We start from the raw sequence: 14,610 nt of genomic DNA on the forward strand, positions 1-14,610 counted from the left end.
CCATTCCTGTGTGATCAGCAATGGCTCGATCGTGGAGAAAGAGGTGGATTTAGGCCGCAAACAATAGGAACTCGCCCACAACCGGATTGATGGCCTAGAGGTACTTCTTGAAGCTCCCCGCCGTCAGGCTCACGGCCAGTCCCAGCAAGGCGGCGCTGGGCAGCAGGATCAGCAGCGGATGCACCGAGATGGGCAGTGCCAGGTACGTGACCCACGGCAGCACGGCCAGTGGCATCAGGCTGGCTTTCGCACGGTGGTAGATGAAGCCGGATTCCCGGCCCGCGCCGAACCGTCGCACGTCCCGCCGCACCAGACCGTCGATGAGGCCGACGAATGCCGCCGTGAAGATCAGCGGCAGGGTCAGCAGCAGCACCAACAGGCGCACCAGGAAGGTCAACATGGTGAAGGCCGCGGCGATCAGGTAGCTCTCTGTCCAGACATAGACCTGGCTGATGTAGTAACGGAAGTTGCGCGCCTGTCCGTGGCTGGGCACGCGGGCACGTTCGGCGGTCTTGTTCATCCGGTCCAGCAGCCCCGAGCGCACGAACACCCATTCGTAGCCGGTATCCACCAGCTCGTGCGCCGTGCGCCCTGGCTCTTGCACCACCACGCTGCGCTGGAAATGCCCCGACAGGTGCCCCAGTTCGTATTGCAACATCTGCTGGGAGTGCCGCCAGCCCTGGTCCTTCCAGAACAGGTGCATGCCGACGCACTCCACCACGATCGAGAACAGCAGCGAGCCGATCAGCACCCCGAGCAAGCGAAACGGCAAGGTGATAGTGCCGACGATCAGACCCTGGCGCTGGTTCTGCTCCCGCAGCGCGGTCGAGGCGGTGTCCTTCATGGCGCGGCCTCGTCGGCACTGTGGTCGGTGTCGGTGGCCACCGCAGCAGGCTCGGCCGGAGCAGCATCATCCAGCAGGTCATCGGGCAAGGCCGCATCCTGCAAGGCAGGGGAACTGGTGAACTCCCACCACTGCGTGGCCTCGCTGTAGCTCCGGCGCATGTAGCCCGCGAGCTGTTGCAGATCCTGAGGCATGACCTCATCGGGGTCCGGTGCCGGCAGTGGCATGCGGACCTTCCAAAGCTGGCCGCCCTGCAGTAGCGCGAAGCACTGGCCCTTGGGCAGGCCGACGACGTGCGATGGCTCGATCATCGGCACGCTGGACATGCTGATCCGGTCCTGAGTGTTCGAGGTGAAGTCCGTAGCTCCGCGAATGTCCGAGCTATCGGTCGCGCCGCTCACGATGGTGGTGGTGTAGACCTCGACCTTCGGCAGTTGTCGCGTCAGCAGTTCGGCTGTAGCGGTTTCGCGCACGCGCAGCATGAACAGGTTGTTGAAGTTCCCGATGACCTGACCGGCCTTCGCGCGGTTGCCGATGCGGGCCTCGATGTCGGAGAGCGTCTGCGTGTAGGCGGTCACTTGCAGCCCCGCGCCGCCGCCTTTGTTGATCAACGGCACAAATTCATCGCCCATCAGCTCGTTGAATTCGTCTGCATGGACGTTGATCGGCACGCGCGTGCCAGCCGATGCCCCCGGCAAGCCATCGTCGATCCCGTGCTTGTAGATGTGGCCTGCGACCGACACCAGATCGGAGAACATGGAATTGCCGACCGCTGCGGCAACCTCTGCATCGGAGAGCGCATCCAGGCCCACATAGACGATGGCGCGCTTTCGGATCACCTGCATCCAATCGAAAATCGGGCGCGGGTCCGTCAGGTCGGAGTAGTTCGGGGCCAGAAGCTGGGCGATCTTGCCGCTGGTGAGCTTCTCCAGCAGCGGCAACAGGCTGGCGACGATCTTGTCGAAGTACGTCTTGTCGTAGCGGACCGCCGAGCGCAGACCGTCGAGCACCGGGTCGTAGTTGCGCGCCTGGGAAAGGTACTGCTCCAGCGCCACGACGCGCTTCTCGCGCCCGATCATGTTGCGCGGGATGTTCTTGTCGTTCAGTTTCGCTTCGAGTTGGACGATGATTTCCCAAGCCTTCGGTTCATGCTTAGCGAAGTAGTGCTGGGCGTACTCCAGAAACAGCGCGTCGATGTTGATGACGTGGCGCTGGATCAGCATGTAGTCCGGACGCTGCCCCAGCTCTACCAATGCGCGGGCGATGATGTTGACGAAGCGCCACGCGAACTCCCTGAAGGCCGCGCTGTTGCCTTCGCCGGAAAGCTGCCCTGCGATGCGGGTGGCGACCTCCGAGATGCGCCCGAAGCGACCCACTGCGTTGTAGCGGGCGCTGATCTCCGGCCACCCGAGATGAAACACATAGAACTCTCCTTCGCGGCCCGCGCGCCTGGCCTCGACATATATCCGCTTCAGCAAATCGGCATCGCCTTTGGGGTCGATGACGATCACGACCTCGTGCTCGCCTGCGGCGTTCTTGCGCCGGATGTCCTGGGTCACGAACAACTCGGCCAGCCGGGTCTTGCCCACACGCGTGGTGCCCAGCACCAGCGAGTGCCCGACGCGCTCGCCCAGTGGTAGGCTGACATCCACTTCCTCCGGCTCGATACCGTGCAAGCGTGGAAGGCCACCCACGGGCGGCAGCGGACGCAGCGGGTTGAAAGACACGTCCCAGCTCGTGAGCGCAGGCAGCCGGGACAGCGAGAATGGCGCGAATTCCAGCCGTTCCTCCAGACGGCGCGCCAGCTTGTATGCCGGCGTCGGCTCGACGTAGTGGCGAAACTCTGGCCGGTACGTCTGCACCAGCCTATGGGTGTGCTTCTGCTCCCACAGGAAACCGCGTCCCACAAACAGCCGCTGCTGGCTGACCGGCACGTCGCGGCTGGTCATCACGTAGCGCGGCAACCTGCGGATGTTGCGCCGGTAGCGCAGGATGACGCGGGCATCTCGGTAGCGGATCGCGCCGTAGGCAGCGAACGCCAGCGCGCTGCCGACGCCCATGGCCGGGCTTAGCGCGAGCGACCACGGGGCCACCAGGGACAAGAACGCGGCGCCTGCACACGCTGCGACGGTGTATAGCTCCACCGCTGGGCGAAGCAGCACCTCGACGGGCTGTTTCCCCGACATGGCTTCATTGCTCGATGCCGGTGGCCGTGATCAGCGCCGGGTAGTGCCGCAGGCCCAGGCGCTCGGCCAGGTCATCGCCGGCCACGGGTGCCAGTGGCACGCCGGGCACCAGGGCACGCAGCCGCGCCAGGCCCTGCACCGTCTCGACGTTGACCACCAGGCCGACCGCGCCGCGCTCGCGCAGCGAATCTGCCTGGCGGCGCAGCCAGGCCTGCGAAGCCTCGTCGTCACCGACGACCACGAAAGGACGCAGGCCCGGGGCCTCGATCACCCGCCGCGCAACGGTGCCGGGCGTGAGCTTGGCACTGCGCACCGGCAGCATGGCGGCCTCGTCCGCCGGTGTCGCGGGAATCTGGGGCGTCGGGACGGGGGGCCGGGCCGGTGCATTGGCACGCGGCTGGAGGTTGAGGGCTTCGTAGTACGGCAGCGCCGACGTGCCGCCGCGGTCCTCGACCACGATCAGCGGCTCGCCGGCCAGCGAGGCCAGCGGCAGCACTGCCAGCGACACGAGCAGGCCCTTCAAGGTGAGATTGGGCAAATGGGGTTTTGTCATGGGGAGGTCTCCTGGCGCGCGGCGAGTGCCGTGGCGGTTGGGCGCGTGCCCTGCACGCGGGCGAGGTGGCGCGACACGCTGCGCCGATAGCGGGCGGCAGGCTCGCCGCCTGCGGGACGGTGGTAGCGGCCGATCGCCAACAGCCAGTCCTCGCCGGGGGTGTGCTGCTCTTTCAGGATCTCGGCGGCGATGGCGAGGTTGCGGTACGGGTCCAGCAGATCGCACGCACGGGTAACGCGCTGCTGGTGGTAGCCGAGGTTGATCTGCCCCAGGCCGGCGTCGATGCGCGTGTGCGGGGTGGACGCCATCGCTTGCTGCAAGGCAGTGCAGGCGTCGGCGCGGGTGGCATAGCGGCGCGACTGGCCGGCGACGTTGAGCGACCAGGGCCAGGGGATGAGGCGCCCGTTGCGTCGGATGCCGCTTTCCTGCAAGGCCACGGCGTAGAGCACGGTCGAAGGGATGCCTGCACGCTGCGCGGCAAGCTGGTAGGCCGGTGGCGGCACCTCCTGGCCTTGGGCCGCGCAGGCGCAGAAGCCTGCGGCGACCACCAGTGCGCGTAACCGTGCCGTCAGGGTTGGCGTTGCCATTGGCCGTTCACCTCGCGCACGACTGCGGGCAGTTCGCCGGGCAGGCCCAGCGACAGCCAGCGGCCGCCATCGTGGTTGAGCGTGATGCTGCCACCGCGCACGCGCGCCGGGTCGACTTGCGTGCGCTTGGCCCAGTCGCGGATGCGTGCGTCGTCCTGGCGGCTACCGACCATGTACAGGTCGAACTCGGTGCCCGAGGATTGCAGGCGCTGTACGAGCTGTCCGCAGGCTTCGCAGCCGTCCTTCACGAACACCGCAGTCCGGCCGCTACCGCGCAAGGGACTGGTGCTTGTGGCAGCGCCAGGCTTGTCGTCGGGCAGGTTCACGCGCTGCATGCCGGGGTTCAGACGCTGCCAGGCGTCGTCATAGGCGCGCTGATAGGCGAGCAGCTTCTCGACGCGGCGTGCTTCGACCTGCACCTGCAGTTCCGCATAGCGTCGCCGTTCCTCGTCAGCGCGGGCCTCGATGCCCAGGACCGACAGCGGGTCCAGGTTGGGCGAATAAACGCCGATCGGCCCCTCCATCAGCTCGCGGTAACGGGCAAATTCGTCATCGCGCAAACCCCATTCCTTCGCCTGACGCGCTTCCTGGCTGTGCGTGATCTGGCTCTGGCTGGTGCGGGCGGGCTGGACGTTGGCGGCTTGCTGCGGCGTCTGCTGCGCCGACACCGGCAGGTGCAGCGTGGCCAGCAACAGGACGGGAATGAGGGAATGTTTCATCGCATGGGCCTCAAGGAATCGCCACGCGGCGGGTATGGCCACCGGCCTGGAACACGGCGGTGCTGCCTTCGATGGACAGCAAGCGCCACGGGCCGACCGCATCGCCTGGCAGCAGCACCTGGAGCTGGTCGGGCGAGAAGTCCCCGGCGCTCGGCGCGACGGAGACGCTGCGCTGGCCGGCGCGCAGTTCGGCGCCGATGACACGGAACGGCAGCGGCGGCGGTTCCGGCTTGGCGGCGGGTTGCCTCGTGGTGCGAGGCTGGGTGGGTGGCGCGGCCCGCGCGGCGGTCTGGCGTGCCTTGATCTGCTCGACCTCGGCGCGCAGCGCCTGAAGCGCATCGGCAGCGGCATGGCCGCTCAACGCCTGCTCGACCTGGGTAATGCGTGCTTCCAAGGCCTGGCGGGCGTCTTGCAGGCCTGCGGCGGTCGCGGCGGTGGGCCGCTGCTGCAAGGCCTGGGCGGTTTCGTCCAGAGCGGTGACCTGCGCTTCGAGACGTTGCAGGCGGGAATCAAGCCGCTGCTGGCCGGCCTGGTCGTTCGTCGCCTGGTAGGCCAGGGCCACGAAGATGCTGAGGCCGATCAACCAAAGCCAGATCAGGCTTTGCACCACCACAGCAGTAGTCGGGCGGCGCAGAGACTGCGGGGCGTTCATGGCTGGCCTCCCGACATGGACGGCATCAGCGGGAACGTCTGCACGGCTTCGGCGGCGGGTTGTTCGGGAACCGGATCGGTGGCAACGTCGCTGCCGGGCTGCTCGAAGCAAACCTGCCGTGCCAGATCGTCCGCATGCAGTTCCCAGGCCGGCCCGGCCAGGGTGAGCAGCGCGTCGCGCACGGTCATGGGGCCAAGATGCAGATGCGCCGCCGGCAGCGGCAGCGCGTACAGCTCGATCACCGCGTTCGCCGTCTGGCACAGGCCGTAGCCGCTGCGCTTGAGCACATGCCGCAGTCCATCCCCGACCGTGGCGCGGGCGTCCTCGGGCATGGACACGTCGATGGTTTGCAGCAGCAAGTCGCGTTGCGCTGCCGTGGGGGCCAACTCGACCAGCGTGTAGCGGCCATAGCGCACGACCGGGATGAACTCCGGTGCCTCGACTTCGGCGGGAGCCGAGACCTCTTCAATGACATCGGGTGCGCGTGGCGCAGTGGTCGTCGCGCAGCCGCCAGCCAGCGCCGACCAGATCAGGCCGAGCAGTCCCGCCAGCAGGCGGCGCTTGGGATGGTGAAACCAGGATGGAAAGGGGCACATGGCATCGGCTCTTCTGTTGCGGTGCCGACACCTTGGCTGAGCACTGTCGTGCGGTCAGCCAGGAATGCGAACTGGCGCTTGCCCGTTTTTTCGAGTGGCGAACGGGTGCCGTTCGCCACGGGGGTCTTATCAAAGTCTGCTTTCATTGTGGAAATTCAAATTAAACTGTGCTTTAATGTGATGGTTCGCAGTGAAAGCCAGCTTTAAATGAAACGAAACACAGGCACCTATGCCACATCCACCACGCTGGGCGAGCCAGTGCGGGCTTTCGTGCCGCATCCGCTGCCGCCCGCCGAGCCGCCTCTGGCGGCGGCGTCCTTTGCCGACCTGAACCGTCAGGCGGAACTGGCACTGGCCCGGCTTTCGGGGGTGTCGGGGCTGGTGCCATCGGTGGACTGGCTGCTCTACAGCGCCGTGCGCAAGGAAGCCCTGCTTACCTCGCAGATCGAAGGCACTCAGGCCACGTTGACCGACCTGTTCGATGAGGAAGCGGGCTTCAAGGTCAGCAACACCGATGATGTGGCCGAAGTCAGCAACTACCTGCGTGCATTTCGCCTGGTCCAGGACCAGTTGCGCGACCCCAAGGGGTTGCCCATCAGCGTGCGCCTGCTGTGCGACGCACACCAACTGTTGCTTGATGGTGCGCGTGGTGCAGGCAAGCAACCGGGCGAACTGCGGCATTCGCAGAACTGGATTGGCGGCACGCGGCCCGGCAACGCGGTGTTTGTGCCGCCACCGCCGGAGCGCGTGCCGGAACTGCTGTCCAACCTGGAGCAGTTCATCCACGATACGAAGGACGACCTGCCTGCCTTGGTCAAGATCGCACTGGTCCATGCGCAGTTCGAGACCATCCACCCGTTTCTGGACGGCAACGGACGCATCGGCCGCCTGTTGATTGCAGCGTTGCTGGAACACTGGCGCCTGTTGGCCGAGCCACTGATGTACCTCAGCGGCTACCTAAAGCAACACCAAGCCGAGTACTACCGTCGCCTGTCGGTGATCCGTACCGAGGGCGATTGGGAATCGTGGGTCTCGTTTTTTCTGGAAGGCGTGGCGGTCTCGGCAGCTCAAGCCGAACAGAGCATCATCGCCGTCGCCAGCCTGATCGCCGCCGACCGTCGCAAGCTGTTGCAATCCCCGAAGGCCAGTCCGGCCAGCTACCGGCTGTTCGAGTTGTTGCCGATGATGCCGCGCTTTACCGTGGAACGGGTACGGCAACAGCTTCAAACCACGTTCCCGACTGCGAACGCAGCCGTGCAGATGTTGGAGCAACTGGGCATCGTGGTCGAGGTGACGGGACAGAAGAAGAACCGCAGCTACAGCTACCAAGCTTACGTTGACCTGCTGACACAGTGACGGCCCTTGGGCACGCTGCTCGGATCGATGGTGGTGGTGGCGGATCGTGCGCGAGGCGTATTCCGTCACCTGGCATGGGCACCTTCCCAGGTCTGCCAAGAAAAAAGGCCCCGAAGGGCCTGTGAAAGGGAATGCTGCAATCGCCGGATCAGTTCTGAGCCGATTTCAGACCCGGATCGACCTGCGCCAACTGGGTATGCGCCCAGCAGCGCACGAACTGGCCGTTCTCGCCGACCGGGCGGTCTGCCACCGCCGCCGAATACTCCTCGGTGTCGCTGGTGTCGTAGCAGATGACCTTGATCTCGCCGCTGTCGCAGCGGATCGAGTGGATCTGGCCGTCGGTCATATCGACCACGACGACCTGCGGAACAAGGCCCAACTCGCGTGCCGCCGACAGGACGACGCCTTGCTCGGCTGCATCCAGGCAGATGAATGGCCTTTCGTATCCGGCATCCTCGGCCAGTTCCTTGGCCTTGTCGTAGTGGATGCCCAGGACATGTTCCTCGGTCGTGCTCCTGACGGAGAAGACAGGTATGTCGGGGATGCCGGACGTGTTGACGCAGACGACCGCGATCTGCATGTCGAACTCACGCGGATTTGTGGAAGCAGTCGACGCAGTGACAACGGCCTTGCCTTCGACCTCGCCTTTGTCGTCCATGCCCATGCGTTCGCGCATTTCGTCGGCGAACGCCTCGGGGTCCATCAGACCGTAGCGCGCCAGGCGCGTGGGAATTTCCTCTGCATCAAGGTTGCCGTCCTCGATGCGCTGTTGCATGAAGGTGGCGATACTGGTTTCCAGCGCGAGGCTGTCAGGCATCGAAGGCGGAGTGGATACGTCAATCGACCAGGTGTCCACCAGCGCGTCCGTTTCGCCCGTCAGCAGTCCGTCGCCAATGGCACGTTCGCAGCGCTTTTGCAGGCGAATCAGGACGTCATCGAGTTCTTCGCCGTTGAGGTCATAGGCCACGTCCAGCGTCAGGCGAACTTTGACGGTTTCGGGCATGGCTTGGGTATGGGTGTTCATGGAAAGCTCCTTGAAAAAGAAAGCGCAGCCATGCCCACGAAAAACGTGGGCATGGCTGCAAGGTGGGAACAATGAAAAGCCGGCGGCGCAAGGCCGGCGTTGGCGTGGGGATCAGGCGGCGACCAGTTGCCGGGCCAGTGCGACTTCGACGGAATCACCGTCCGGGTTGAGCACATCCAGCCCGGATTCGGGCACGTCGCCCGACGTGCTTTGAGACACGAGGATCTTCTTGGCCATCAACGCGAGGCAGGCCATCTGCGAAGAGGCGGCATACCCCAGGTAGATGACCTTGACAGTGAGCTTCTGACCAATGCGCCATGAGCGACGCGCGGCCTGTTGCAGCGTGTACACGTTCCAGCCCGATTGGAGGAAAACAATCGTCGGAAATTCGAGCAGGTCCAACCCGGTCTTGACGAGTTCGGGGTTCGTGATGAGCACGTCGATACCCCGTTCGATCTGCTCGGCAATCCAGTCTTCTCGCTGGCTGGCATCGACGCTTGCGCGCAGAACCGCCGTCTTGAAGCCCTCTTGCTCCAGCAGCATCTTCAACCGGCTCGTGGTGTCCCGCGTGCCGGTGTAGACCGAATACACCAGGGTTTTGCGACCCGCTTCCTTCTCCTGACGGCAGATGTCGATCAGTTCGCGCTCCTTGGGCATCACCGCCAGTTCGTTGAACTGGGCCGGAGTGAACGCCAGCACGTCGCGCGTGCGTGGATGGCGCACCGTCTCTGCCCTGAAGCAGCAGTCGGGCCAAGCCAAAAGCGTGTTGAGGACCACGCCCAGCAAGGTGGTGTCCCGCTTGCGCAGGGCTTTCTTGAGCTGCTGGGTCAGGCTGGAAGCCAGCTTTTGATACGCCTCGCCTTGCTCGGCGCTCATCGGCACCTCCCGGAACTCCTCGTCATACGGCGGCAGCACGCCACCGATGTCTCGCAGTTTCAGGAAGATGGTGTACGGCAGGATGCAGCGCAGCACGCCCTTGGGGCCAAAGCCTGGGGCCTTGACCGTTCTGACCGTGACCTTGCTGCCTTTGGCCGTCTTGTGCGCCGGACCATCGGACTCGGAATAGATGTCCTTGAGGACACCGTGGTCCCTCATGAAAGCCATCGCGGCGGCGTTCATGCTGCCGTTGCGACTGGGGACGTAGCCGTCTTCGATCATGCGGCCCGGAAGCGCGCGGAACAGCAGGTGGAACAAGTCCTCCGCGTAGCCGCCCATCAGCGTGCCGGTGAGCGAGACCGTCTTGCGCACCTTGGATGCGATGACACCCATCGCCTGGCCTTGCGCAGACCCACCCGTCTTGTACTCGTGCGCCTCGTCGCATAGCAAAAGGTCGAACGTGCTGCGCGGCAGATACCGCTTCACATATTCGCTGGGTTGGTAGCCACCCTCACCGAAGCCGAACTCCATGTTCGCCATGGCCCGCTCCATGCGATGTGCCTGACGATCCGAGAACACCAACTTCCCGCTCGCATCCATCAGGTTGATGAAGTTGTGCAGGTTGTCGCCGAGCATCGAAGCCAGGAAGCTGTCCCCGAAGGTTTTCATCAGGCGTTGCGCGGTGGCTTCGCCGATGGTCGGAATGCGCTTCAAGGCACGCAGCACGGCCGAGGACTGGTCGCTGCCGGACAGTGACCGAGGACGCATCAACGTCCACAGCGCGCCGCCGCAGCCATTGCACTTGCGACGGAATTCCTCCGCCTCCAGCTCCTGAACACTAATCGGCTCGCCGTCGAGGTTGGTGACGACCTCCCCGCAGTGCGGGCAGACCCCTACGTCACCGTGACGGGTACGCTTGCGCGCGAATGCGGGCTTCCAGTGGAACCCCATGCGCATGCGCACACGGCCGAGGACGAAAAACTCCTGCGCTGGCGATGGCACGTCCAGTTGCTCGCGCAGTTTGATGAGTTTGAGCAGCGTGTCTGGGCCGTTGAGCACCCAGACCTTTGCGCCTGCGACGGTTTCGAGGATTTCCCGGCGCCACTTGTAGACCAGATGTGGCGGGCTCAGGACCAGCGTGCGGCGATATCCTTCGGCATGCAGGACTGCGGCCAGCGCAATGCCGATCGTGGTTTTTCCGGTGCCCATTTCGCCGTTGACGAACACGGCCCGCTCGCCTTGGTTGACGAGCAGTTCCGAGGCCGCATGCACAACCTCGGCCTGGGCGGGGAACAACTGGCGTTTCAGGCCGGCCAGCACCAGTTGGCGGTGCGGGCGCGGCGTGCCGCTGTAGACGGGCGGGTTGGCCCGGTTGAGGGATTCCAGCAACTCGTCGCCGAACTCGGAAACGAAGTCCTGAAGGCTCAGGGACAGTTCGGACGATTCCTGTTCGAGCAGGTCGTCGTCCAGGGACGAAGGATCTACGGCTGGGGCCGCTTCGATGACTTGTGCGTTCATGGTGATGCTCCAAGAAAACGGGGCATGCACCAGTCCCCAAGGGGCGGTGACATGCCCCAGGGTGGGAAGGAAGAGCCGGCTGGATTCGGGATCTGGCCGGTGATTAAGAGGATCAGTACTCGCTGGGCAGCAGCACCGTCGTGACGCTGCGATCCCATTCGGTGATGACCCAGACCTTCAGGCTTGGGCCGATCTCATAGGCCGAAAACAAGCGGTCCTCGCCCGACTTCAACGCGGCGTCGTTCTGACGTCGGTCGCTGTCATCGAGGTCCCCCCAGTCGGCGGACAGATGCCGCAGCAGATAGGGACGCGGATTGAGCTGGCCTTGTTGGACCAGGTTGGCGACACCCGAGGTCATGACGACCTGGCCGGGGCTGAACCTGGGAAAAGCGTGTTGCACAGGGGTGGACATGGAGGTGACTCCTTCAGAAAAGAGGCACCTCGCCCCATCGGGGTGAAGTGCCCCGGTGGGTGAAAAGAAAGAACGCCGCTGGTGCAGGCGCTCGGTGAGTACACGAATGCGGTTACTCGTAAGGCAGGAGAAGAACCGTCATGCTGCGGTCGTACATGGTCCAAATCTCCATCCAGATGCCGCGTGACACGGGATAGCGCGAGAAGAGTTTTTCTCGCCCTTTGAGACCGATGTGGTCGTTGATGAAACGCTCATCGGCGTCGATCTGGCCCCAATCTCCGCTCCGATGCCGGTCGAGGCAGGTGCGGACATTGATGTAGCCGCGACGCGCCAGAGCTTTCACCCCAGGCGTCAGGACTATAAGTCCAGTGGCGAATAGCGCCGTTGGCGACACCGAAATGGGCGCGTTTGCAGGAAAGACATTAGGTGCCATGAAGGGCTCCTGATGGTGGAAGGCCCAAAGCCCCAAACGGGGCCTGGACGGTGGAAAGAAAGAACGCCGCGACTGCGGGTGTTTGGCGATCAGTTCACTGCGCCTTCTTCTGGCAGTTGCACGACCGTGGTGCGCTGGTCGCCGCTGGTGACGACCAGCAGGTACAGCCGCGCCGTGATCGGAAAGCGCGAAGTCATCGCCGTGCCTTGCTCCAGCGCGGTGTTGTTCGCCTGACGCTCTGGCTCGCCGACTTCACCCCAGTCGCCGCGCACGTGGCGCTGCACATAGGGCAAGGGGTCGATGAGGCTCTTGCTCGCCAGCCAATGCACTTTCTCGCTCAGCTTGAGCGTGCCCAGTGCGAACAGTGGTGGAACCTGGGGCTTACGCCCCTGGAAGATGGACAGCATGGGAATACTCCTTGCAAAGGTTGAAGATCGGACGGTGAGTCGCCCATAGGGATCAGTGGATGGTGAGAATCTGTCCCAGCGTGGCTGAGTCAGGGGTAAGGTCCCAGGCACGAATGACCGGGACGAACTTGTCGGTGAGGATGCGGGTCTCGGCCAAGGAGCCGTCATCGCGCTCGCGGTACTCCACGGCGGAAGACTTCTGCTTGAACGTGTCGCCCTTGACGGCCAGGGTGCGGCCGCTGGGTGACTGCACGACACCGGAGATAGCGCCGGCCGCGAGGGCCAGAGCCAAGTGCCATTGGGACAAGGCGCGTGCCGGAGCACGCAGGGTCTGCTGGGTCGCACCCAGATGAGTCTCGAACGCGGGCCACAGGCCTTTGAGACGCCGCACTTCGTCGGCAAACTGCTCGGGTTCCATGCTGATCCGGTAAAAATACTCCGGCTCGGCCTGAGCCGTGGGGACCACATACGGCAGCAGCGTCCATTCGGGCGGCAGCTCGTCCGGCTCCAGTTCGGCCAGGCCGATCTGCAGCAGTCGGGCGCGGGAGGCCTTCACGTCATCGCCCGCCTGCTCACGCTGGCGGACACGACGGCCGAAGATCACGATCTGCTTGAACTGCTTGTCCACAGCCTGGAAGACGGACAGATCGGCGAAATGCCGTGTCAGCCAGCCAACCATCTCCTGATCCAGCACGTGGGACGGAATGATGAAGACCAGGATGCCGCCGTACTGCAAAAAGGGCAGCGTGCGCTGATAGAACAGCTTTTCCAGCCGGCCGCGGCCCTTGCCTTCGTAGCCCATGTTGCCGTTGGCATCCCTTGCGAGATCGCCATAGGGCGGGTTGAGCCACAAGAGGCCGAAGGCCTGCCGCGAGATCATGGTGTCCATCAGGTCACCGTGGATGCAGTGGTCGACCAGCAGCCGGGCATGGTTGGCCCGCTCCTGATCGAACTCGACCGCGTAGGCGCTGGCCTGCTCAGGCCCGAGGGCATGAGCGGCTTCGGCGATGGCGACGCCTTCGCCGGCGCAGGGGTCCAGAATGCACATCGGCCCATCGCTGGGCATCAGTGCGCCGAGGGTTCTTTCGAGTGTGGCTTCGTCAGTTGGGTAGTAGCCGTTTTTGGCAAAATTCCGAGCGAGCCGGGGGAACATCAATGCCATGGGAAGTCTCCTGTCTGGCGGGGATGAAGGGAAAGACGGATGCGCGCAAGGCACGCATCCATCGGCGGAACGTCAGGCGACGGTCGTTTCCAGGTCGGCCAAAGCCGGCTCCCGGTGCGGATGGGCGGTGAGCACACCGTCACGGATGAAGTCGCCCAGCGCGTTGGTGAGCACGGGCACGTCGATGGCGAGCCGGAACCCTTGTAGCGGCCCGAGGGCCATAGGCAGGGAACGCAGCATCTCGCGCTCGCGCAGCAGTGCCAGCACTGGCGATTGCCAGTGGTCCAGCAGCGGCAGCGGGCACGTGTCCTTGACCAGGTGCCACAGGCGTGACGTGGGATCGGCCGCAGAACGCGGCAGCAGCGCCAAGGCGCTGGCCGAACTCTTGTCGGGCCGGATGCAGCGCCGGTCGAACAGCCAGAGATTGACCATCGAGCCGAACAGCGTGCGGCGATAACTGCGGGTCAGGCGCTTCTCAAGGCGCTCGACCGAACCGACGAATACGGGCAGCGAGCCGCCCTGATCGGTGATGACGTGGAACTGGTCCAGACCGTCTTCGCTGCGACCCAGGGTGAGCCGCCCGATGAACTGCTGGATGGCGGTGTCGCGCGCCCAGACCGAGAGGAAGATCAAGTCGCCCTGATCGCTGCAGACGCAGGCATCGGCCATGAGGTCCGTGCATTCGTCGATGCGGTACAGGGGCTGGTTGGATGAAGGTGCAGGCATGGTGGTGTCCTCAATGTGAGGGGCGCACCGCCCGCCAGGGCAGTGAATGCCCCGTTAGGGATGAAAAGCGCGCAGTGCCCGGAGGGAATGCTCCGGCTGCGTCGCAGGCGACGTCAGGCTGACAGTTCGGCGAACGAACCATCGGCCTCATGCTTGACGAAACGGTTGCCCGCATTCATCACGGCGTCGATCTGAACCTGGTTGAAGATGCTTTCGGGCACGCTGACCTGAAAGCGCCGCAAGACTTCGCGGTAGTAGTCCAGGTCATGGCCGAACGGGTCTGCCTCGTACAGGTTGCTGTAGAGGAAGTTCTCGTCCAGGGCCTGGATGGTGTCGTCTTCCAGCTCGGCCGGCTTGCGGATGAGCAGGAAGAAGTGCTGCATCGGCCGGTCCCAGCCGAGAATGACGGTGATGGGAAATCCCTTGTGGGACGTCTCGAAGTAGTGCTGACTCATGGTGAAGCTCCGTGATTGAAATCGCCGGTCGCTTCCCCGATGGGAAGCAGACCCGGCGGGTGTGTGAAATGCAGCAGATGCAGGAAAAGAAGATCGGGCTGGGT

16 protein-coding genes are annotated in these 14,610 nt (G+C 64.4%); 1 reads left to right on the top strand and 15 read right to left on the bottom strand.

Going from position 1 to position 14,610, the window contains the following annotated elements; all coding sequences use genetic code 11:
* Positions 1–94 precede the first annotated feature (94 nt).
* From CAL28_RS26950 to CAL28_RS26980, 7 genes are read right to left on the bottom strand one after another with little or no spacing between them, the layout of a single operon-like run.
* Positions 95–844: a TIGR03747 family integrating conjugative element membrane protein gene (locus CAL28_RS26950; RefSeq protein ID WP_066126613.1), complete on the bottom strand. Its 750-nt coding sequence runs from the start codon at positions 842–844 to the stop codon at positions 95–97.
* The gene (traD, locus tag CAL28_RS26955; protein ID WP_094844107.1) at positions 841–3,030 is read right to left on the bottom strand and encodes a type IV conjugative transfer system coupling protein TraD; all 2,190 of its coding nucleotides are present in this window, start codon (positions 3,028–3,030) and stop codon (positions 841–843) included. Before traD ends, CAL28_RS26950 begins: the two co-directional genes overlap by 4 nt.
* 4 nt (positions 3,031–3,034) lie before the next feature.
* On the bottom strand, positions 3,035–3,583 hold the full coding sequence (locus CAL28_RS26960) for an integrating conjugative element protein (RefSeq protein WP_066123796.1): 549 nt from the start codon (positions 3,581–3,583) through the stop codon (positions 3,035–3,037).
* On the bottom strand, positions 3,580–4,170 hold the full coding sequence (locus tag CAL28_RS26965) for a transglycosylase SLT domain-containing protein (protein ID WP_066123799.1): 591 nt from the start codon (positions 4,168–4,170) through the stop codon (positions 3,580–3,582). Before CAL28_RS26965 ends, CAL28_RS26960 begins: the two co-directional genes overlap by 4 nt.
* Positions 4,152–4,889: a TIGR03759 family integrating conjugative element protein gene (locus CAL28_RS26970; RefSeq protein WP_066123802.1), complete on the bottom strand. Its 738-nt coding sequence runs from the start codon at positions 4,887–4,889 to the stop codon at positions 4,152–4,154. Before CAL28_RS26970 ends, CAL28_RS26965 begins: the two co-directional genes overlap by 19 nt.
* A gap of 10 nt (positions 4,890–4,899) precedes the next feature.
* Positions 4,900–5,541 (bottom strand): hypothetical protein, encoded by a 642-nt coding sequence (locus CAL28_RS26975; RefSeq protein ID WP_066123805.1) that lies wholly within the window; start codon positions 5,539–5,541, stop codon positions 4,900–4,902.
* Positions 5,538–6,137, bottom strand: a complete 600-nt coding sequence (locus tag CAL28_RS26980; RefSeq protein ID WP_066123808.1) for a PilL N-terminal domain-containing protein — start codon at positions 6,135–6,137, stop codon at positions 5,538–5,540. The genes CAL28_RS26975 and CAL28_RS26980 overlap by 4 nt, the downstream gene beginning before the upstream one ends.
* A 207-nt stretch (positions 6,138–6,344) precedes the next feature.
* On the opposite strand from CAL28_RS26980, the gene CAL28_RS26985 reads away from it, so the two are divergent.
* A complete protein-coding gene (locus tag CAL28_RS26985) occupies positions 6,345–7,493 on the top strand; it encodes a Fic family protein (RefSeq protein ID WP_066123816.1) in 1,149 nt (382 codons plus the stop codon).
* Between the two features lie 148 nt (positions 7,494–7,641).
* Here CAL28_RS26985 and CAL28_RS26990 read toward each other — a convergent pair whose 3' ends face one another.
* The 8 genes from CAL28_RS26990 to CAL28_RS27025 form a co-directional block, all read right to left on the bottom strand.
* Positions 7,642–8,517 (bottom strand): hypothetical protein, encoded by an 876-nt coding sequence (locus CAL28_RS26990; RefSeq protein WP_066123819.1) that lies wholly within the window; start codon positions 8,515–8,517, stop codon positions 7,642–7,644.
* 111 nt (positions 8,518–8,628) lie between these two features.
* Entirely contained in the window at positions 8,629–10,911 is a 2,283-nt protein-coding gene (locus CAL28_RS26995; protein ID WP_082852879.1) for a helicase-related protein, read from the bottom strand.
* A 112-nt stretch (positions 10,912–11,023) separates the two neighbouring features.
* Positions 11,024–11,323, bottom strand: coding sequence for a hypothetical protein (locus tag CAL28_RS27000; protein ID WP_066123821.1), 300 nt, complete (start codon positions 11,321–11,323; stop codon positions 11,024–11,026).
* A 112-nt stretch (positions 11,324–11,435) separates the two neighbouring features.
* Positions 11,436–11,756 carry a hypothetical protein gene (locus CAL28_RS27005; protein ID WP_066123824.1) on the bottom strand — a complete coding sequence of 107 codons (321 nt, stop codon included), beginning with the start codon at positions 11,754–11,756 and terminating at the stop codon, positions 11,436–11,438.
* Between the two features lie 89 nt (positions 11,757–11,845).
* Positions 11,846–12,163, bottom strand: coding sequence for a methyltransferase (locus tag CAL28_RS27010; protein WP_066123827.1), 318 nt, complete (start codon positions 12,161–12,163; stop codon positions 11,846–11,848).
* A gap of 52 nt (positions 12,164–12,215) precedes the next feature.
* Complete coding sequence (locus CAL28_RS27015) at positions 12,216–13,325, bottom strand: DUF6094 domain-containing protein (protein WP_066123829.1); 1,110 nt, start codon at positions 13,323–13,325, stop codon at positions 12,216–12,218.
* A 72-nt stretch (positions 13,326–13,397) separates the two neighbouring features.
* The gene (locus CAL28_RS27020) at positions 13,398–14,051 is read right to left on the bottom strand and encodes a hypothetical protein (protein WP_066123832.1); all 654 of its coding nucleotides are present in this window, start codon (positions 14,049–14,051) and stop codon (positions 13,398–13,400) included.
* A 113-nt stretch (positions 14,052–14,164) separates the two neighbouring features.
* Positions 14,165–14,506, bottom strand: a complete 342-nt coding sequence (locus CAL28_RS27025) for a hypothetical protein (RefSeq protein ID WP_066123837.1) — start codon at positions 14,504–14,506, stop codon at positions 14,165–14,167.
* Between the last annotated feature and the right edge of the window lie 104 nt (positions 14,507–14,610).

This window comes from Bordetella genomosp. 11, from assembly GCF_002261215.1.
Taxonomy (GTDB): Bacteria; Pseudomonadota; Gammaproteobacteria; order Burkholderiales; family Burkholderiaceae_B; genus Bordetella_C.

Bases quoted from the DNA above. Each gene is read 5' to 3' on its own strand.
- CAL28_RS27015 (WP_066123829.1), bottom strand. From the start codon at position 13,325: ATGGCATTGATGTTCCCCCGGCTCGCTCGGAATTTTGCCAAAAACGGC.
- CAL28_RS26970 (WP_066123802.1), bottom strand. From the start codon at position 4,889: ATGAAACATTCCCTCATTCCCGTCCTGTTGCTGGCCACGCTGCACCTG.
- traD (WP_094844107.1), bottom strand. From the start codon at position 3,030: ATGTCGGGGAAACAGCCCGTCGAGGTGCTGCTTCGCCCAGCGGTGGAG.
- CAL28_RS26950 (WP_066126613.1), bottom strand. From the start codon at position 844: ATGAAGGACACCGCCTCGACCGCGCTGCGGGAGCAGAACCAGCGCCAG.
- CAL28_RS26965 (WP_066123799.1), bottom strand. From the start codon at position 4,170: ATGGCAACGCCAACCCTGACGGCACGGTTACGCGCACTGGTGGTCGCC.
- CAL28_RS27005 (WP_066123824.1), bottom strand. From the start codon at position 11,756: ATGGCACCTAATGTCTTTCCTGCAAACGCGCCCATTTCGGTGTCGCCA.
- CAL28_RS26985 (WP_066123816.1), top strand. From the start codon at position 6,345: ATGAAACGAAACACAGGCACCTATGCCACATCCACCACGCTGGGCGAG.
- CAL28_RS27000 (WP_066123821.1), bottom strand. From the start codon at position 11,323: ATGTCCACCCCTGTGCAACACGCTTTTCCCAGGTTCAGCCCCGGCCAG.
- CAL28_RS26990 (WP_066123819.1), bottom strand. From the start codon at position 8,517: ATGAACACCCATACCCAAGCCATGCCCGAAACCGTCAAAGTTCGCCTG.
- CAL28_RS26995 (WP_082852879.1), bottom strand. From the start codon at position 10,911: ATGAACGCACAAGTCATCGAAGCGGCCCCAGCCGTAGATCCTTCGTCC.
- CAL28_RS26975 (WP_066123805.1), bottom strand. From the start codon at position 5,541: ATGAACGCCCCGCAGTCTCTGCGCCGCCCGACTACTGCTGTGGTGGTG.
- CAL28_RS26960 (WP_066123796.1), bottom strand. From the start codon at position 3,583: ATGACAAAACCCCATTTGCCCAATCTCACCTTGAAGGGCCTGCTCGTG.
- CAL28_RS26980 (WP_066123808.1), bottom strand. From the start codon at position 6,137: ATGTGCCCCTTTCCATCCTGGTTTCACCATCCCAAGCGCCGCCTGCTG.
- CAL28_RS27020 (WP_066123832.1), bottom strand. From the start codon at position 14,051: ATGCCTGCACCTTCATCCAACCAGCCCCTGTACCGCATCGACGAATGC.
- CAL28_RS27010 (WP_066123827.1), bottom strand. From the start codon at position 12,163: ATGCTGTCCATCTTCCAGGGGCGTAAGCCCCAGGTTCCACCACTGTTC.
- CAL28_RS27025 (WP_066123837.1), bottom strand. From the start codon at position 14,506: ATGAGTCAGCACTACTTCGAGACGTCCCACAAGGGATTTCCCATCACC.